This window comes from Sunxiuqinia sp. A32 (assembly GCF_052690465.1).
The window spans coordinates 273,349-291,624 of sequence record NZ_JBQYLI010000005.1; the positions used below are offsets into that span (position 1 = coordinate 273,349).

The 18,276-nt window shown below is 36.7% G+C and carries 17 protein-coding genes; 5 read left to right on the forward strand and 12 right to left on the reverse strand.

What is annotated here, in order from left to right; all coding sequences use genetic code 11:
• Positions 1–2: 2 nt before the first annotated feature.
• The 9 genes from ACUNWD_RS07300 to ACUNWD_RS07340 form a co-directional block, all read right to left on the reverse strand.
• On the reverse strand, positions 3–281 hold the full coding sequence (locus ACUNWD_RS07300) for a co-chaperone GroES (RefSeq protein WP_445587134.1): 279 nt from the start codon (positions 279–281) through the stop codon (positions 3–5).
• Positions 282–542: 261 nt separating this feature from the next.
• Positions 543–893 (reverse strand): preprotein translocase subunit SecG, encoded by a 351-nt coding sequence (secG, locus tag ACUNWD_RS07305; protein WP_445587135.1) that lies wholly within the window; start codon positions 891–893, stop codon positions 543–545.
• Positions 894–895: 2 nt separating this feature from the next.
• On the reverse strand, positions 896–1,462 hold the full coding sequence (locus tag ACUNWD_RS07310; RefSeq protein ID WP_445587136.1) for a hypothetical protein: 567 nt from the start codon (positions 1,460–1,462) through the stop codon (positions 896–898).
• Positions 1,463–1,465: 3 nt separating this feature from the next.
• Positions 1,466–1,996, reverse strand: coding sequence for an LptE family protein (locus ACUNWD_RS07315; RefSeq protein ID WP_445587137.1), 531 nt, complete (start codon positions 1,994–1,996; stop codon positions 1,466–1,468).
• Entirely contained in the window at positions 1,983–3,218 is a 1,236-nt protein-coding gene (locus ACUNWD_RS07320) for a sigma-54 interaction domain-containing protein (RefSeq protein ID WP_445587138.1), read from the reverse strand. The genes ACUNWD_RS07315 and ACUNWD_RS07320 overlap by 14 nt, the downstream gene beginning before the upstream one ends.
• Before the next feature lie 215 nt (positions 3,219–3,433).
• Entirely contained in the window at positions 3,434–4,867 is a 1,434-nt protein-coding gene (locus ACUNWD_RS07325; protein WP_445587139.1) for a glycosyltransferase family 2 protein, read from the reverse strand.
• Positions 4,867–6,276 carry a HEAT repeat domain-containing protein gene (locus ACUNWD_RS07330; protein WP_445587140.1) on the reverse strand — a complete coding sequence of 470 codons (1,410 nt, stop codon included), beginning with the start codon at positions 6,274–6,276 and terminating at the stop codon, positions 4,867–4,869. Before ACUNWD_RS07330 ends, ACUNWD_RS07325 begins: the two co-directional genes overlap by 1 nt.
• A complete protein-coding gene (locus tag ACUNWD_RS07335) occupies positions 6,276–7,565 on the reverse strand; it encodes a YaiO family outer membrane beta-barrel protein (protein WP_445587141.1) in 1,290 nt (429 codons plus the stop codon). Before ACUNWD_RS07335 ends, ACUNWD_RS07330 begins: the two co-directional genes overlap by 1 nt.
• The gene (locus tag ACUNWD_RS07340; RefSeq protein WP_445587142.1) at positions 7,562–7,924 is read right to left on the reverse strand and encodes a response regulator transcription factor; all 363 of its coding nucleotides are present in this window, start codon (positions 7,922–7,924) and stop codon (positions 7,562–7,564) included. Before ACUNWD_RS07340 ends, ACUNWD_RS07335 begins: the two co-directional genes overlap by 4 nt.
• Before the next feature lie 431 nt (positions 7,925–8,355).
• Here ACUNWD_RS07340 and kdsB point away from each other — a divergent pair, with 431 nt between their 5' ends.
• Positions 8,356–9,099 (forward strand): 3-deoxy-manno-octulosonate cytidylyltransferase, encoded by a 744-nt coding sequence (kdsB, locus tag ACUNWD_RS07345; protein WP_445587143.1) that lies wholly within the window; start codon positions 8,356–8,358, stop codon positions 9,097–9,099.
• Positions 9,100–9,205: 106 nt separating this feature from the next.
• Positions 9,206–10,210: an aldo/keto reductase gene (locus ACUNWD_RS07350; RefSeq protein ID WP_445587144.1), complete on the forward strand. Its 1,005-nt coding sequence runs from the start codon at positions 9,206–9,208 to the stop codon at positions 10,208–10,210.
• A gap of 54 nt (positions 10,211–10,264) precedes the next feature.
• On the opposite strand, the gene ACUNWD_RS07355 is transcribed toward ACUNWD_RS07350, so the two are convergent.
• Entirely contained in the window at positions 10,265–11,212 is a 948-nt protein-coding gene (locus tag ACUNWD_RS07355; protein ID WP_445587145.1) for a glucosaminidase domain-containing protein, read from the reverse strand.
• 147 nt (positions 11,213–11,359) lie between these two features.
• On the opposite strand from ACUNWD_RS07355, the gene ACUNWD_RS07360 reads away from it, so the two are divergent.
• On the forward strand, positions 11,360–11,848 hold the full coding sequence (locus tag ACUNWD_RS07360; protein WP_445587146.1) for a cytidine deaminase: 489 nt from the start codon (positions 11,360–11,362) through the stop codon (positions 11,846–11,848).
• Positions 11,849–11,859: 11 nt separating this feature from the next.
• Here the strand turns inward: ACUNWD_RS07360 and ACUNWD_RS07365 are convergent, their stop codons facing one another.
• Both ACUNWD_RS07365 and panB read right to left on the reverse strand, forming a co-directional pair.
• Entirely contained in the window at positions 11,860–12,555 is a 696-nt protein-coding gene (locus ACUNWD_RS07365; RefSeq protein ID WP_445587147.1) for an RluA family pseudouridine synthase, read from the reverse strand.
• A 101-nt stretch (positions 12,556–12,656) separates the two neighbouring features.
• Positions 12,657–13,472, reverse strand: coding sequence for a 3-methyl-2-oxobutanoate hydroxymethyltransferase (gene panB / locus ACUNWD_RS07370; RefSeq protein ID WP_445587148.1), 816 nt, complete (start codon positions 13,470–13,472; stop codon positions 12,657–12,659).
• Positions 13,473–13,718: 246 nt separating this feature from the next.
• On the opposite strand from panB, the gene dnaK reads away from it, so the two are divergent.
• Both dnaK and ACUNWD_RS07380 read left to right on the forward strand, forming a co-directional pair.
• A complete protein-coding gene (dnaK, locus tag ACUNWD_RS07375) occupies positions 13,719–15,635 on the forward strand; it encodes a molecular chaperone DnaK (protein WP_445587149.1) in 1,917 nt (638 codons plus the stop codon).
• Positions 15,636–15,795: 160 nt separating this feature from the next.
• The gene (locus ACUNWD_RS07380; RefSeq protein ID WP_445587150.1) at positions 15,796–18,270 is read left to right on the forward strand and encodes a sensor histidine kinase; all 2,475 of its coding nucleotides are present in this window, start codon (positions 15,796–15,798) and stop codon (positions 18,268–18,270) included.
• The last annotated feature ends 6 nt before the right edge of the window (positions 18,271–18,276 follow it).

Below are 18,276 nucleotides of genomic sequence, written 5' to 3' on the forward strand. Positions count from 1 at the left end.
GATTAAACAATGTATAAAACATCAGTTTGTGACATCAACAGGTAATCAGCACCGTCAATATTCAACTCTGTACCTGAGTACTTTCCATAGAAAACAGTATCACCAGCTTTCAATTCCATTGGTTCGTCTTTTTTTGCAGCACCAACCAATACAACAGTACCTACCTGAGGTTTTTCTTTTGCTGAATCGGGAATAATAATTCCACTTGCTGTTTTTGCTTCTGCTTCCTGCGGTTGAACAAGAATTTTACCGGCAAGGATTTTTCCATTTAATTCTGCCATCTTTTAAATTATTTTAGGTTAGACAAATTTTTAAATTGACACTCCTCCTTTATCGAATTTTGTGCCAAACAGTATTCATCGGTTTATTTGCCAGTTAAAAAGACATTTTTTCACACCTGATTAATTTACACAACAAACAACACAAGCTATTCTACTGAATACATTACACTTACAATAGATGTCATATATTTTAAAAGCATGACATTTGGGCATAAAAAAACCACCCATTTCTGAGTGGTTTCATATTATATGTTGGAAATATTATTCTGCTGGAGTTTCCTCTGCGTCCTCATCAGTCTCTGGGACTGTTGTTGGGAAGTTTGGCACAGCACTAGGATCAACAGCACTTTCAATTTGCTCTTGAATAGCTGATTGATTTACTTCTGTACTACGTGGTATAAATGCATTACCGACAACCGACAAAAACAATAAAACAGCAGCCAGTACCCATGTTGCCTTTTCTAGAAAATCAGTTGTTTTACGAACACCCATAATTTGATTGCTCGACTGAAAGTTACTTGCTAAACCACCACCTTTTGAGTTTTGTACCAATACAATAAGCACCAAAAGAATACAGGTGATAAAAATTAAAACAGTGATTAGCGTATACATGATTAAATTTTATTTTTTTCTGTTATTTGTTTGAGTTCTTGAATCTGATCGGCAAAGTAAGTATTTTTTTCCGGATATTTCAAACTTAATTTTTCATAGGCTAGAATTGCTTCTTTATATAGTCCTTGTTTTGCATATATTTTAGCAAGAGTCTCCGTAACAAACTTATTTTCAGCATTATCAATTTTATCTTCTTGTGTTTTTATTTCCCGTTTCTCCTGAATAGATTGAACTAAACTTGTTAATGATTCATCTTCTCTCTGACTTTCATCAACAAAACGGTAAGTGGCAGATGTCAAATATCCCTTATTCAAAACATCATCCATATCTTCATGTGCCTTTTCTTCAAATAATAGATTGTACAGTTGTCGCCTGTCGGAAATCCGGATGGCTCCCTGCTTCAAATAATTGTCAAATTCCGGATCATTCAAATTTTTCAAATTCTTCAGTAGCAATATCCAAGCGGTTTGGAATGATGGGTAATGCTCGATCATTTTCTTCAATTCGGGCAAGCTTACTTCATTTAACCTGTCTGGTGACGCTAGATATTTTGAAAACTCGATGGTCATCCGTTACCAGTTTGCAATTGATGCGTTAAATATGTCTTCGGTTAGTTTCTCTAAAATTTCTTCCATTAAAGAGTCTTCAACATCACTCAAAATCTGATTACTGTCAAAATCCTCATAAGCAGAGAATGATTTTTCCCAATCATCATCATGATTTTTATTGTTGGTGTATTTAACTTTTACAGTAACAGTCAATCGAGTTTGAGCAGCCAAATCACCTTCCTTGATATTCATTGGACGAGTATCATAGTTCGTAATTTGTCCTTCGAATTCAAGATCTCCACTTTCCTCTAATTGATCAAGAGATGTTTGTCTTAATAATTTATCTTGAAGCGCTTCTGTCAGTTGTTGACTCAAATTTGGATTTACCAATCTCGCCCTATTGGGAATGTAATATACTGTAAACGTTTTAACATCCGGCGAAATTGAAGCTCCCGTAAATGAATAACTAATCTTACAAGCGGTAAAAATCCCACTACCTACTGTTGTCAGCAGTACCACTAATAAGAAGAACCTTAAATATTTAGCGTATGTCATACTCCTTGATTTTCCGGTACAAGGTACGCTCAGATATTCCGAGTTCCTGCGCCGCATATTTTCTTTTCCCCTTGTGTTTCTCCAAGGCCTTTTTTATCAATTCTATTTCCTTATCTTCCAAAGAAAGTGATTCTTCAACAAATTCTTCTGTATCCTGAATATCTTCCGATCGATCGACCTGGTCATACTGAACAGGCTGAACATTCCCTTGTTCTGGCACATAATGACCTTCTTCCTTCTGATAGAGTTTACGGATAATTTGAGCATTCTCTGAATGGAAGTCTGGGTGCTGATTTCCTTCGTGCATCAAATCCAACACTAACTTTTTCAGGTCTGTCATATCCTTCTTCATGTCGAACAAAACTTTGTATAAAATTTCCCGTTCGGTAGAAAAAGTTTCCTGATCAACTCCTTTGTAAAGTGCAGGTAAATGGGTACTTCCTGAATCAGGTAAATATGAACGCATCACATCTCCTCCAATAACTCGTTCCTGCTCGATGACAGAAATTTGTTCAGTAATATTTTTTAACTGACGGACATTACCTGGCCATGAAAAATTCATCAATACAAGCTGTGCTTCTTCGTCCAAGCGTACCGGAGGCATTCGATATCGTTCTGCAAAATCCATTGCAAACTTCCTGAATAGCAAATAAATATCTTCTTTACGGTCACGTAAAGGCAAAACCCGAATTGGAACTGTATTTAATCGATAGTATAAATCTTCACGAAACTTACCTTCCTGAATAGCAATGGGCAAGTCAACATTCGTTGCCGTAACAACTCTCACATTCGTTTTTAAAACCTTGGATGAGCCAACTTTTATAAATTCACCAGCCTCGAGCACACGTAATAAACGAACTTGAGTTGACAATGGTAATTCCCCAATTTCATCTAAAAAAATCGTTCCACCATCTGCCTCTTCAAAATATCCTTTACGATCAGATAGCGCACCGGTAAAAGCTCCTTTCTCATGCCCAAAAAGCTCCGAATCAATGGTTCCTTCAGGAATTGCACCACAGTTTACTGCAATATATTTCCCATGCTTACGAGCCGAAAACTGATGTATAATTTGAGGAAATGATTCTTTACCAGTACCACTTTCACCTGTAATTAGCACTGTCAGATCAGTTGGTGCCACCTGCACAGCCACTTCAATGGCCCGATTTAAACCGGGAGAGTTTCCAATAATACCAAAGCGTTGTTTTATTTCCTGAACATCCATATGCTTATTGCGTCATTTAATTTTGCAAAGTTATAATTTTAAGTAAAATCAATCCGAACTAAAACAAATAAACTCGTCGGTACTGCCTGTATTCGGGTGTCTTTTAACACTCTTTAATATCTTCCGGACTAGCTTGACTGTGTTTTTAGATGCCTGATATGAAATATCAAACAAATTATAACTTTTTCACGAAGTACAAATGGAAAATTGTGCAGCTATTTATTCTTCAAATTATTAAGTCCAACGCGAGACATATTCCCCCACGATCTTTTTTTCAGGATAAAATAATCAATATTTCCTCGAATGGACCAAAATAATACCAAAGGATGATACATGAATGGCTCAACCCATGCTGCCATTAATAGCCTAAGCACCATTCTTTTCTTCTTATACCTATGGAATGCAACATGATCGAACAAGATCGCATAAGTAGTAAACGAAATAGAAAAGAAATAAACAAAAAGCAGCATTACAAAAAAGTAGGGCCAATTTGCAAATCCCATAATCGCTATAATGATGAAGTAAATAATCCCAAATACTTCAATTAACGGTGCAAGCCATTCAAAAATCACCCAAAATGGATGAGACAACATTCCCATCATGCCATATTTCGGCCGTAGAAAAATATCCCAATGACTAAATAATGTTTCAATAGTTCCTCGTGTCCAACGATTACGCTGCCGACCAAGAATATTTAAATTCTCAGGTGCTTCTGTCCAACACAAGGGATCAGGAATGTATTCAACCTTATATTTTACTTTTTGCTGAGCCATGTATTTTCTCATTCTCACCACTAGCTCCATATCCTCACCGACGGTAAACCGCTGATATCCACCACAGGCAATTACAATTTCCTTGTCAAATAATCCAAGTGCCCCCGAAATAATGAGCAATCCATTTAGTCGACTCCACGCCAATCGTCCAAGTAAAAACGCGCGGTTATATTCAAGGACCTGAAACAATGGTAACAATTTTTCTGGAAGCCTGATGTCAATCAAGTGTCCATCTTGAATCTCGCAGGAATTGGCAATTCTGATTACTCCGCCAGTAGCAACCACTTTCTCTTTGGTCTGCTCCAAAAATGGTTTTACCATTTTCTGCAAAGCATAAGGATCAATGATTGAATCAACATCAATGGAAATAAAATATTCACCTTTTGCAACATTCAACCCAGCATTTAAGGCATCGGCTTTACCTCCATTAGCCTTATCAATGATCGTTAAATTATTATGCGCTTTCTTTCTTGATTTATAAATCCCCCGTATTTCCTGACATTTAATTTTCTCATTAAATACAAAGGTTACTTTCTCCAGGTCAAAAGCCTCAACAACCTTCAACAAACTATCATCCTTACTGCCATCGTTAATAACGATAACTTCAAAGTTCGTATAGTAAAGTGCAAGCAGAGCTTTAACGTTTTCAACGATATTAAGTGATTCATTATAAGCAGGTGCTAAAATTGATATAGTAGGTGCAAAAGGCGAAGAAAGCACTTCTGTACTACTTGAAATTGCCCCGGAAAAATAAAATCTACGCAATACCAATGCAGAAACAATGGCAAGAAATAAGTACACTGTAAATATACTTAGAGCGTAGTATAGAATAAAATTCTCTACCCAAAACGATATTATTTTTCCTACAACTTCCATTAATTTCTAGGGTCTTTTATATGCTCAATATATTTTTCTAAATCTAATTCGCTGTTTTCCTTTAACTCTTCTAAATGATTCCGACCAGATGGTCCCAATTCATGCAATGTTTTACATACAGCTAGCCGAATCTCAATATCATCTGTCAACAACAAATTATCAAAGAAAACGAAATCACTATCATCACCAATATTTGCTAACAAACGGATAATTTCCAATTTATTCCGTTTATTCTCAACCTCAAATTTACCTTTTACAATTTCTTTTGCCTCCAGATAACTCAAACTATTGATAGCCTGATAAGCATATAATCTTGTTCTTTCATTCTCATGATCCAACAAGGTTATTAAATGTGGAGCATTCTCTGATTGCTGAAAATAATTAATCATTCGAATTGAAAAATCCTGAATGTCATTATTGGGGGAATGAATCCACTGATCAAACGATGGAACTTCTTTCTCGTGTAGCTTTACAAAATTCAAAGAATTAAGTTGAGCCCAAAGTGAAAATGGTCGCTTCAATTTATCCAAGAAATCAAACGAAGCTTCCTCATCAAGATACACATATGCAATTTGAGCTTCGCCCCTTACAATATCATTTTTGTCTTTAATATACCGCACAATAATATTTTTGGCACCGGAAGGGTACATATTTGCTAGCTCCCGAATTCCCAAAACTCGTTTATGAAAAAACATCGAAGAAATCTTCCTAATCGATTCATATTGCAATCCAAGACGCTGATATAACATCAATATTCGCTCACTATACTCGCCACTCAGATTATTCTGAAAGTTGAACAAGATTTCAATCAATGTTTTTCTGCCAAGTGATGTTTTCACCTTCTCCATTTTCTCAATAGCCTCCAGAGCATCAATCTCTTCAAAAATATAATTCGTAACTATCTGCTCGTAACGCTCTCGTAAAACAGCTTTATATTTCTCCCTGGTATTCTTAACCAAATTTGAAACAAAGACGATAATTACAACAATAATCACATTGAAAACAAAAGCAAAAATCAGGATGGAAAGAACAATAAGGAGCGGAACATCAAAAATAACTTCCAATACATAATTAAAAATTGGCTCAGCCTTGGGACCAAAGATTTTTTGCCCAATTTCTTCAAGCTTGTCTTTGGTAGAATCTTGTGCTTGCAACCAGAAATTTTTATGTGGTAACCTTTGAGCTTTCCGTTCTAAATATTTTCTCGGACCACTTAACTCATCATTATTTTGCAGTTCAGGAACAAATATATGCAGAGAACCGTCATCAATAAAAAGTTCATCTCCAAAACTTTCTCCTGACAAGTTTACTTCAAAGACGTCCGGACCACTACCGTTCGCCAAAGTTACAATGTTACCGGCAAAGGTACTTACCAAGAAAAAAATCGCATATATAGGCCTTATTATCATTAAAATAAAAATGACAGAGACGCCCTCAAAATAAGTTGATCTCTTCGTTTATTTTTTTCGTATTCAGTATTCTCGTATCCAGTTTCCAGCTCAAAAGACAACGATTTTGCAACACGCTGCTTCCACTCAAGAGATAAATTCCAGGAATCCAAAGTGGCTCGCTGGGCACCTCCAGTATAAAAAGCGGGATTCTCTGGAGATGTTCCTGTCCCACCGGACAGTTTTAAATAACTAACCTCCGGATTAAAATATTTTCGCACTTCCAGTGAATATTTATATGAAATATCAACTCCGTTATCAATTATATAAGGTCTTGCAGACACCCACCAATTCCCCATGTATTTAGCTAAAGATCCGGTGAAAATATTAATATTGACTGCGGGTGAAATGTCATCTTCGAATCTCATGTATCGGTATCCAATTGAAGCTTCAAACTTGTTTTTAAATACATGATAATATTCCAATCCGACACGATTCTTAGGAAATAAATTATCCGGTGAATAACTATAGTTTAGAAACATGTAGTTATTCCTGTTTATCCTGGGATAAAACTCTAATGAAAATTGTTTTGAAACATCTGAACCATAAAGAGATTCCCCGGAATTGACCAAGTCACCAAAATACACTTTCCCGTAATAGGTTCCTATTTTTGTTTTTCGGCCATATCCAACTGAACTCATATGCCATCGACGTTCATAGGGTTTATTAAAACCATCAAAATAATGTTCAAAGCGTAACTCATCCCTCCACATACGCATTTTGGTCATTTCTTCAATTTCCGAAGCCTGCTGGTTTCCGGGATACCTTTCATTAATAAGATTGGTAATTTTTGAAGTCTCCTCGTAATTCTCAAGTTCCAGTTCTGCCTGAGCTTTTTTGACCAAAAGATCTTCGTTGTATGGGAAAAGATTGAGAGCCTTATTAGCAGCTTCAACAGCAGGTTTATATTCACTTGCCCAAAGATAAAACTCACACAGTGAAATATTGGCATTCAAATTTTCAGGTTCTTTCTCCAATAAATCTGATATTTCTTTTATCGCTAAATCATATTGTTTGTCCCAAGCAAGTGTTCTAGCTTTAAATAGAATAACATCGGTATAATCTGGGAATTTATCTAGGACCTGATCAGCCATTTCTATGGCTTCCTGATATTGTCCATCAACTGCTTTCTCATGCGCAGCAAGAAACAACGAATCTGCATTTAAATATTCCTGCGCAAACAGATGAGAGGACAGAAAAAAAATAAGGCTTAATAGTATAAAGTTTTTTAATACTTGTCCCTTTTTCATGTAGATAACAATTTTCTGATACGTATTGTCAATTCACTCAAACTAAACGGCTTAACAACATAATCATCAGCACCTAGTTCAAACGCCTTCAATACAGTATCCTCAGCACCATCAGCAGACAAAACAAGGATTGGAGTATTCTTGTTCCATTCATTTCTTACCGTGTTGATTACCTCATGCCCATTAACAAATGGCATATACAAATCCGTAATCAACAAATCGACGTCATTATCTTGCAAATATTCCAAACAATCTTTACCATTTAAAACCTTAATTACATCATATCCATCCTTTTGGAGTTTATGATTAATGGTTTCAAGGATCAATTTGTTATCTTCTGCAACAATTATCTTTTTCATGGAATATTAATTATTTTAAAATTGCTGAAAAACTTTTGATTATTCTCAACCATTTTAATAAAACCAGTTCTTATGTCAAAGCATCTTAAATTCTTAATAGAATAAGTAAAACACCTTCAATCAAAAAAAGATCAATCTATCGTTAAAATACAAAAGCAAATACAAATTAGCACTAATGCATCTCATTTTCAAATATTCTCAAAGAATATTTGAACAAAATGCACGTTTTATATTCAACCATCTCTTTTTCTCTAAATCAGCCACTAAAGTAGCTAAAAATAAATTATCAGTATAAACTGTTTGTGAATTAATAAATCAATTTTTATGAATTATTTGTTCTTTTGTAAAAAAGAATAAGGAATTTATAAATAGTAAGTACTATTTTAAAAAATTCTAACAAGGTTTCTCATTCAAAACAATTACTCTCGAATATGAAGTTCATCGGCATAATACCAGCCAGATATGCATCCACCAGGTTCCCTGGCAAACCTCTTGCACAGCTAGCAAATAAAACAATCATACAGCATGTTTACGAAAATACTTTGAGTGTAATTTCAGATGTTTGGGTAGCGACGGATGATACCCGTATCTATGATCATGTAAAAAGCTTTGGAGGAAATGTCATCATGACAGGCAAGAATCACCAAAGTGGGACGGATCGCTGCGCAGAAGCTGCAAAAGAACTTTCGCAAAATATAGATTTTGATGTGATCGTCAACATTCAAGGAGATGAGCCATTTGTGAGATCAGAACAAATCGAAAGTCTGAAACTCTGTTTTGAGGATAAAAACACGGAAATTGCAACCTTGATCAAGAAGGTGGAATCAGATGAAGTTTTATTCAATCCGAATCGCCCCAAAGTAGTGATTGATGATAACGAATATGCCTTGCTTTTTAGCCGGTCAACTATCCCATTTATTCGTGGAAAAGAGAATGCAGAATGGAGAAAACACCACACTTTCTACTCACACTTAGGCATGTATGCATATCGATCAGAAGTTTTGCAGGAAATTACAAAACTTTCCACATCAAAGCTTGAATTGGCTGAATCGTTGGAGCAATTGCGCTGGTTAGAAAATGGATACAAGATAAAAACGGCGACAACTGAATTTGAAAGCATTGGTATCGATACACCTGAGGATCTTGAAGCAGCCTTAAAATATATCAATCACTAAAAACATTGGGATAAATAGGAATTGAATAACCTGAAACAGGAAAGCATTACCTGTGAACAAATGTGTGGCAACAATTGTATAAACAATTGACAAAAAGCCAACTGCAATGACACACAGACGAGATTTTATCAAAACCATGGCAGCTATGACTGCCGCCTTATCAGTTCCTACCGTACTAAATGCCCAAAATCCAAATCGTGACCGATTAGGGGAAATATTACCTCTTCGCAAACTGGGAAAAACCGGAAAATATGTCACCATGTTAGGTGTCGGAGGTTACCATATTGGATGGACAACCGAGAAAGACGCCCAGCAAGTAATTGAAACAGCACTTGCCGGAGGTGTCCGCTTTTTTGATACTGCAGAGCAATATGGCCCGGCCATCAGTGAAGAAAGATATGGCAAGTATCTAACGTCAAACTATAGAGATCTAATCTTTTTGATGACAAAAACGCAGGCAAAAACTGCGAAAGATGCCGAGAAGCATTTGGACGACTCTTTACGCAGAATGAAAACGGATTACTTGGATCTTTGGCAAATGCATTCATTATTTACACCTGAGGATGTGGATAGCCGCATGAACGAAAAAGTATTGGACGTTCTTATCAAAGCAAAAGAGAGTGGCAAAGTGAAACACATTGGGTTTACCGGTCACCAAAACCCATTTGCGCATAAAAGAATGCTTGAGTTAACCAAAGAGAATGACCCAATCGAAACGGTTCAAATGCCGGTAAACGTGCTGGATCAGTCCTATTTTAGTTTTCAGCAAAACGTTATGCCTGAATTATTAAATAGAAACATTGGGCTGCTAGCGATGAAAACATTAGCTGATGGCCGTTTCTTCGCTAAAAAAGAAAGATCAAATTGGAATACCGATGATCCTATAATTCCAAACTACATTAGCATTGAAGAAGCGTTATTCTATGTTTGGTCATTGCCTGTAAGCACAATAATCACGGGTGCTGAAAATGCTGAGTTTATGACAGAAAAGATTGAAATGGCAAAAAGATTTGTAAAGCTAAATGAATCTGAAAGAATTGCACTAGTTGAAAAGGTTCGGGAAAAAGCACAACCCGGAAACATCGAGTATTTCAAGCAAAAACCAGCATAAAAGATCTAAAGTTACACGATTGGAAATCGTTCTCCTACTAGTCCAGGTCAAAGCCTAGTTACGTGGCTTTTTCTTGCGCAAATATATGATTGTTCCAACCTGAGGTTTTTCTCCTGGCTTCATTCGGTTGCGCTTATACAATGGACTCAACTTGATACCATATCGCTGAGCTATAAAATGCATTGTATCATCAGATTCGAATCGATGAGTTAAATGCTTTTTATCCGCTTTTCTCATTTTGGGTTCGAGATATAAAATCTCATTTTCCTTTGGTCGATAGTTTTTTGAATAATCATTGTACGTGTACACTTCCCAGGTTTTGAGATCAAACTCCTGAGCTAATTTCTCAAAAGTATCACCCGGCTTTACAACAATCGACTTTAATCCATTTCTTAATACAACTTTCCGTGTCAGATAAGGATTTATTAAAGCAGTTCCATCATTTTCTCCCTGCAGTCTCATCCTGTTAACAGCCGCTAGCTGCGCCTTATCAATACCTTGATCAAACAAATACAGCTTGTGCTCCTCAATAATCTTGATCAATTGATCCGCATAGTGGGAAGCTGTGGCGTATCCAGCTTTTTTAAGGCCACGAGCCCATCCCTTATAATCCAATAAGTCGAGTTCAAACAAACTACCATAACGTGGATTGGCCATCAAAAAATTGGAATGATCGATATATGAATCCTCCACCGTATTATAATGACGAAAACACTCATTTTTGCGATCATCATCATGATAAACCCGTTTCCCATTCCAGGTACTTTTGCATTTAATGCCAAAATGATTGTTTGATTTTACACTCAGCATACTATTCCCATTATTCGATTCCAAACATCCCTGAGCCAGGGTGATACTCGCCGGAACACCACTTCTCAGCATCTCACTAACAGCCAGTCCACTGTATGTCTGAATATAATCTTCACGGGAAATAATCCGTTGCGCAAAACTATTATAGGAAAGTATAAAAATAGCCAGAATGGCCCACAATTTCTTCAACATAAAATCAAAATTTTAGCAAAAATAAAAAAAGCCTCTTTCATCCATTAAGTATTGAGCGAAATTATGCTAACACAAAATAAACATTCTTACGATCAAAAATATTTTTAACTAAAAACCGTACTTTTGAAAAGGCAGAAACTTCATATCATGAAAACGAAGGAAATCAAGATTATTATATTAGAATTCGAAAACCTTTCAGAATTAACTCCGGAAGATCAAGTTTTGGTAAAAGCTGCCAGAGAAATTGCCAATGACGCTTATGCTCCTTATTCAAAGTTTAAAGTAGGTGCTTCCATATTACTTGAAAACGGAAAAATCATTTCCGGTAATAATCAGGAGAACGCAGCTTCCCCATCTGGATTATGCGCAGAGCGGGTCGCCTTGTTTTACGCAAATTCTCAATTCCCCGATAGCAAAGTGAAAACGATTGCGATATCAGCGATCAATGGAAGCAAACCAACAACAAAAGCAATTTCGCCTTGTGGTGCCTGCAGACAAGTATTGGTGGAAACTGAAAATCGCTACCAGCATCCTATCAAAATAATCTTGGACGGATCGCGCAAAATTCACGTATTAAATAGCACAAACGACCTGCTACCCTTAAGTTTTAGCTCCCTAGATTTAAAAAGTATTTAATGAAAATTTGATTAGGACTCTTTCAGTTCCTTTATCTTGATAAGATCATCCCAAATTGGATCGCCCTTTGGTGGAGCAGCCACAATTTTAATTGGTTCCTTTTTTACCGGATGAATGAATTCCAATTTTCTGGCATGCAAGTGAATTCCTCCATTTTCATTACTTCTGGCAGCACCATACTTTAAATCACCTTTGATGTGACAGCCCATCTTGGAAAGCTGAACCCTTATTTGATGATGACGGCCTGTGTGCAACTCGACTTCCAGCAAATGAAAACGATTCAAACTAGCACGATGTCTATATGTCAAACTGCAAAAACGAGCACCTTTTTTGGGTTTCGGAGAGGCAAAACTTTTATTCTTACCCTCATCCTTCCACAAATAATGCTCCAGGGTACCTTCTTCATCTTCAGGCAACACATCAACAACAGCCCAGTATGTTTTCTTGATAGCATCCTTGTCCTGAAACATTTCATTTAACCTTGTAAGTGCTTTACTTGTACGGGCAAATATAATCACCCCACTTGTTGGACGATCCAGGCGATGAGGAGATCCCAGATATACATCACCAGGTTTATTATACTTATTCTTGACGTAGGCTTTCACCTTGTCAATTAATGTAATGTCGCCAGTTTTATCCCCTTGCACGATTTCGCCACAAGCCTTATTAACTGCAATTATATGATTGTCTTCGTAAATTATTTGCATTTCCCTTTTCTTTGTAAAATTTTAAGAATTGAACACTCCGGTATTTTGAAATAACAAATTTGCCGGAAATGTCAAACCATACTTGTTATATATAAGGCTTATTAATATTGTTCCCGTTCATTTGGAAAACTCAATGACTTGACATCATCAATGTAAGTCCCAACAGCACCCTTAATTTCTGCAGCCAGATTGTGGTATCGACGTAGGAAACGAGGTGAAAATTCCTGTGTGATCCCCAACATATCGTGAATAACCAGCACCTGCCCGTCAACTCCGCTACCAGCTCCAATGCCAATAATCGGGATCTTTACGGCTTCGGCTACTTGCTCTCCAAGTGAAGCAGGAATTTTTTCCAGAACGATTCCAAAGCATCCGGCTTCTTCAAGCAACTTTGCATCTTCAATTAATTTTGCTGCTTCCTCCTCTTGTTTTGCACGCACCGTGTAAGTACCATATTTATGAATGGATTGTGGCATCAATCCCAAATGTCCCATAATTGGTATCCCTGCTGACAGGATTCGCTCAACTGATTCCAGCACTTCTTTCCCACCTTCAAGCTTGACAGCATCTGCAGCTGTTTCTTTCATAATTCGAATAGCAGAATTTAATGCTTCCTTGCTATTTCCCTGATAAGTACCAAAAGGCATGTCAACAACCACCAATGCACGTTTGGCAGCTTTAACAACAGAAGTACCCATATAAATCATTTGGTCAAGAGTAATTGGCAAGGTTGTCTCATTTCCCATCATTACATTGGAAGCCGAATCACCGACTAATATAACATCAATTCCAGCTTCATCAACCAATTTAGCCATGCTGTAATCATAGCTGGTCAACATCGATATTTTTTCACCCTTCAACTTCATTTCTGAAAGAACATGGGTAGTCACTTTTCGAATCTCTTTATGTACTGACATAACCTTCTTCTTATTTTTTTACAAAGTAAGTAACTTTTTATGAAACTACTTCTGACATTATTTTTTTAGTCCTGCATGAAACTAGCATCCATGGCATATGTCTTTTTGTCACCAATTCTGTCATCACATAAATCAATAAAAGCTTACTTGTGTCAATATTTCACCTCTTTCCTATTTTTTTCTTCTGGCATAATGATTGAAAGTACGGTTACAGTTTATTTGAAATAATTCAAAAATTAAGATACGATGGGAAAAATTATTGGAATTGATTTAGGAACAACAAACTCATGTGTGGCCGTTATGGAAGGTAGCGAGCCTGTTGTAATTCCCAACAGCGAAGGTAAACGTACAACTCCTTCAATTGTTGCATTTATTGAAAATGGTGAACGTAAGATTGGTGATCCAGCAAAGCGTCAGGCAATTACGAATCCACAAAAAACAGTCTCTTCTATTAAGAGATTTATGGGAGAAAGTTTTGCCAATGTCACTAAAGAAGTGAATCGGGTGCCATATCAGGTAATTCAGGGAGAAAACAACACTCCACGAGTTCAGATTGATGATAGAAAATATTCTCCACAGGAAATTTCAGCCATGGTTCTTCAAAAAATGAAGAAAACTGCTGAAGACTATTTGGGACAGGAAGTAACTGAAGCCGTAATTACGGTACCTGCTTACTTTAATGATTCTCAACGTCAGGCTACAAAAGAAGCTGGAGAAATTGCAGGTTTACAAGTTCGCAGAATCATCAATGAACCTACTGCTGCTTCATTGGCATATGGCCTTGACAAAATGGACAGGGACATTAAAATTGCAGTATTCGATTTAGGTGGTGGTACTTTCGATATTTCAATCCTTGAATTAGGTGATGGAGTATTTGAGGTAAAATCAACTGATGGTGATACACACCTTGGGGGAGACGACTTTGACCAGGTAATTATTGACTGGCTTGCAGGTGAATTCAAAAAAGATGAAGGCGTTGATTTGAAAAAAGATCCAATGGCCTTACAACGTTTGAAAGAAGCTGCTGAAAAAGCAAAAATAGAATTATCAAGTTCTACACAAACTGAGATCAACCTACCATATATTATGCCTGTCGATGGCATACCAAAACACTTGGTAAAAACATTGACCCGTTCAAAATTTGAACAATTGGCAGACAGTCTTATCAATGCAACCATGGAGCCTTGTAAAAAAGCATTAAAAAATGCTGGCATGACCTCTTCAGACATTGATGAAGTGATTTTAGTGGGTGGATCAACACGTATTCCTGCAATCCAGGAAAAAGTTCAACAGTTCTTTGGGAAAGCTCCATCAAAAGGTGTAAATCCAGATGAAGTTGTTGCGGTTGGAGCTGCTATCCAAGGGGGTGTTTTAACTGGTGAAGTGAAAGATGTACTACTTCTTGATGTGACTCCATTATCATTGGGTATTGAAACAATGGGTGGTGTAATGACAAAATTAATTGAATCAAACACTACTATTCCAACGAAAAAATCTGAAACGTTCACAACTGCTGCAGACAATCAGCCTTCGGTTGAAATTCATGTATTACAAGGAGAGCGTCCGATGGCTGCTGGAAACAAAACAATTGGTCGTTTCCACTTGGATGGAATTCCACCAGCACCACGCGGTGTGCCTCAAGTTGAAGTTTCTTTCGACATTGATGCAAATGGTATCCTCCATGTTCATGCGAAAGACAAAGCAACTGGCAAGTCTCAATCTATTCGAATTGAAGCATCATCAGGCTTGAGCGATGACGAAATTAAACGAATGAAAGATGAAGCAGCTGCAAATGCAGATGCTGACAAAGCAGCAAAAGAAAAGGTTGATAAAATGAACCAGGCTGATAGCTTGATTTTTCAAACGGAAAAACAACTAAAAGAGTTTGGCGACAAACTTCCAGCGGATAAAAAAGGACCTATTGAGGCTGCTTTAAACAAGCTGAAAGAAGCGCACAAAGCACAGGATCTAGCTGCTATTGATGCTGCGACAGCAGAACTCAACCAAGTTTTCCAGGCAGCTTCTCAGGAAATGTACAATGCACAAGCACAAGAAGGTGCACAACCGGGACCTGATGCCGGAACACAAGGTGGAAACGGTGAATCATCAAATGCATCGCAAGATGGTGAAGTAACTGATGTTGACTTTGAAGAAGTTAAATAAACTTGATATAGCTTAATCGCAAAACCCTGTCTGGAATCCAGACGGGGTTTTTTATTTCATACAATATTAACCTAATATAAAACATCTTTTTAATGGTGCATAATGACTAATTATTCACTATTTTTAAAAGATATGTTAATTAATATAGCCCCAATAGCAGATGCTGAATAAGAAGTTATTAATAGGTATTACAATACTTGTCAGTCTTATCATTGCCCTTTCCGGATACGTTTTCTTTCAAAAGTTGACAAAGGGTATTCAGGCAGACAAAGAAATTGAGTTAACTGCTATTGCTGAGCTAAAGATAGGTCAACTTGTACAATGGAAATCAGAGCGCATTGCTGACATTCGGGTATTATCAGAATCTCCAATTTTCAATGAGAATGTTGAAAAATGGCTTGAAAATCCTACAAATAAGGAACTAAAAGAACATCTATCAGAACGGCTAACCATTCCCCAAAGAGAATACAACTACAAATCTATTTTCATTGTATCCACCAATGGACAGGTCATATTAACCACCGACAAAGACACCACTCACTTTGACAAATCTTATTTTGAAGAGACATGGAGCTCTTTAACACAAACGGACCAGATTAATTCAAGTTTTTTCTATTGCGCTTTAGAAAATGCAATCCACTATGATTTACTTGCTCCTATTTTTGATAAAAAGAATGAAATTATTGCAATACTGGTTTTTAGAGTTGAACCGTCAACATACCTGTACCCGCTAATCCAATCATGGCCTACCCCCAGTAAAACCTCAGAAACTTTGTTAATTCGCAAAGAAAAAAATGATGTATTATTCCTGAACGAATTAAGGCACCAAAAAGGAACAGCACTGAATCTTCGAATTGACTTAACAACCAAAACACTTCCGGCAGTAATGGCTGCTGAAGGCACTGTTGGTGTTGTTACCGGCACCGACTATCGAGGAATGCAAGTGGTGGCCTACGTCGCTCCTGTTCCGGGAACTGATTGGTTCATGGTTTCAAAAGTTGACAAAAAAGAACTCTACGAAGAACTGGCTTCGAAAGGAACATTCATACTTCTAACAACAATCCTGATTATTTTCTTAGTTGGAGCTGGCATTACTCTGTATTATACGCTTCGACAAAAAAATCTATATCGATCGCTCTGGGAAACAGAAGAAGAATTTAAGACAACGCTTTACAGTATTGGCGATGCGGTTATAACTACTGATGAGTCAGGAAAAGTTAAACAAATTAATAAGATTGCTGAAGAGTTAACCGGGTGGAATGAAAAAGAAGCAAAAGATCACCTTCTAACAACAGTATTCAAAATCATTAATGAAAACACTCGTGAAATAGTTGAAAACCCAGTCGACAAAGTTTTAAAAAACGGATCAATAGTTGGGCTCGCTAACCATACTTTATTAATTTCCAGAAATGGGAAAGAGACCCCAATTGCCGACAGTGCTGCTCCAATCAGGAACAACGATGGGAAAATTATAGGGGTTGTTCTGGTATTCCGTGATCAAAGTGAAGAAAAGCGTCATTTTGATGAAATGAAATCTTCTCGTGATTTTGCTAATAACATTATTGAAACCCTTCATGAAGGATTATTGGTTCTCGATGCCAATTTAAAAATTGTATCAGCCAATCAAACTTTTTATTCATCCTTCGGATTTCAACAGGGCGAGGTTGTTGGAAAAGATTTTTTCTCAATTGGAGAAGAAGCCTGTAACCAAAAGGAATTACGCGAACTACTAGAAAACATCTTGCCACAAAATACAAAATTTGACGATTTCGAGATCACCTGTCATTTTGAAACGATTGGCACAAGAGTTTTAAACATGAATGCCCGAAGAATATACGCCAATGACAAAAAAACAAAAAACATCTTGCTAGCAATAAACGATATAACTGAAAAACAAAAACTGATTGAAGAATTAATTGTAGCAAAGGAGAAAGCTGAAGAAAACAACAACCTAAAAACAGCATTTCTTGCAAATATGAGCCATGAAATTAGAACCCCTCTCAATGGAATACTTGGCTTCTCGAACTTGATTCTTGATGAAAATTTGAAAGCTGCAGACAAAAAACGCTTCATAAGTATTATAGAAGATAGTGGTCAGCGCTTATTAAGCATTGTGAATGATATTTTAGACATCTCCCTCATCCAATCAAATCAAATTAAAATTAAGCCTCAACAGTTTGAGATAAAAAGTTTTCTTGACGAAACATTTACATTTTATAAAACGCTCAAACAAGAGCAACTTTCCACGATAGAATTTATATGTCTTTTTGATTCGGAAAATCAGCAATTAATGATAAATACAGACAAGAATCGTGTATTTCAGATTTTGAAAAATTTATTGGATAATGCATTTAAGTTTACTTATTCAGGATTTATTCATTTTGGAGCAATCCAGAGTGATCACGAAATAAAATTTTACGTAAAAGACTCAGGAAAAGGCATTCCCAACAACCAACTTGAAATGATATTCGAGAAATTTCAACAAATCGATTCGGCGAAAGGAAAACAAGCAGATGGCACTGGACTTGGATTGGCAATTGCCAAAGGACTCGTTGATCAACTTGGTGGAAAAATATGGGTAGAAACGGAAATAAACAAAGGTGCTGAATTTTATTTCAGCATTCCTCTGAACTAGCTTTCA

Excerpts from the sequence above, each read along its gene's own strand:
- ACUNWD_RS07300 (WP_445587134.1), bottom strand. The coding sequence starts at position 281 with ATGGCAGAATTAAATGGAAAAATCCTTGCCGGTAAAATTCTTGTTCAA.
- secG (WP_445587135.1), bottom strand. The coding sequence starts at position 893 with ATGTATACGCTAATCACTGTTTTAATTTTTATCACCTGTATTCTTTTG.
- ACUNWD_RS07310 (WP_445587136.1), bottom strand. The coding sequence starts at position 1,462 with ATGACCATCGAGTTTTCAAAATATCTAGCGTCACCAGACAGGTTAAAT.
- ACUNWD_RS07315 (WP_445587137.1), bottom strand. The coding sequence starts at position 1,996 with ATGACATACGCTAAATATTTAAGGTTCTTCTTATTAGTGGTACTGCTG.
- ACUNWD_RS07320 (WP_445587138.1), bottom strand. The coding sequence starts at position 3,218 with ATGGATGTTCAGGAAATAAAACAACGCTTTGGTATTATTGGAAACTCT.
- ACUNWD_RS07325 (WP_445587139.1), bottom strand. The coding sequence starts at position 4,867 with ATGGAAGTTGTAGGAAAAATAATATCGTTTTGGGTAGAGAATTTTATT.
- ACUNWD_RS07330 (WP_445587140.1), bottom strand. The coding sequence starts at position 6,276 with ATGATAATAAGGCCTATATATGCGATTTTTTTCTTGGTAAGTACCTTT.
- ACUNWD_RS07335 (WP_445587141.1), bottom strand. The coding sequence starts at position 7,565 with ATGAAAAAGGGACAAGTATTAAAAAACTTTATACTATTAAGCCTTATT.
- ACUNWD_RS07340 (WP_445587142.1), bottom strand. The coding sequence starts at position 7,924 with ATGAAAAAGATAATTGTTGCAGAAGATAACAAATTGATCCTTGAAACC.
- kdsB (WP_445587143.1), top strand. The coding sequence starts at position 8,356 with ATGAAGTTCATCGGCATAATACCAGCCAGATATGCATCCACCAGGTTC.
- ACUNWD_RS07350 (WP_445587144.1), top strand. The coding sequence starts at position 9,206 with ATGACACACAGACGAGATTTTATCAAAACCATGGCAGCTATGACTGCC.
- ACUNWD_RS07355 (WP_445587145.1), bottom strand. The coding sequence starts at position 11,212 with ATGTTGAAGAAATTGTGGGCCATTCTGGCTATTTTTATACTTTCCTAT.
- ACUNWD_RS07360 (WP_445587146.1), top strand. The coding sequence starts at position 11,360 with ATGAAAACGAAGGAAATCAAGATTATTATATTAGAATTCGAAAACCTT.
- ACUNWD_RS07365 (WP_445587147.1), bottom strand. The coding sequence starts at position 12,555 with ATGCAAATAATTTACGAAGACAATCATATAATTGCAGTTAATAAGGCT.
- panB (WP_445587148.1), bottom strand. The coding sequence starts at position 13,472 with ATGTCAGTACATAAAGAGATTCGAAAAGTGACTACCCATGTTCTTTCA.
- dnaK (WP_445587149.1), top strand. The coding sequence starts at position 13,719 with ATGGGAAAAATTATTGGAATTGATTTAGGAACAACAAACTCATGTGTG.
- ACUNWD_RS07380 (WP_445587150.1), top strand. The coding sequence starts at position 15,796 with ATGCTGAATAAGAAGTTATTAATAGGTATTACAATACTTGTCAGTCTT.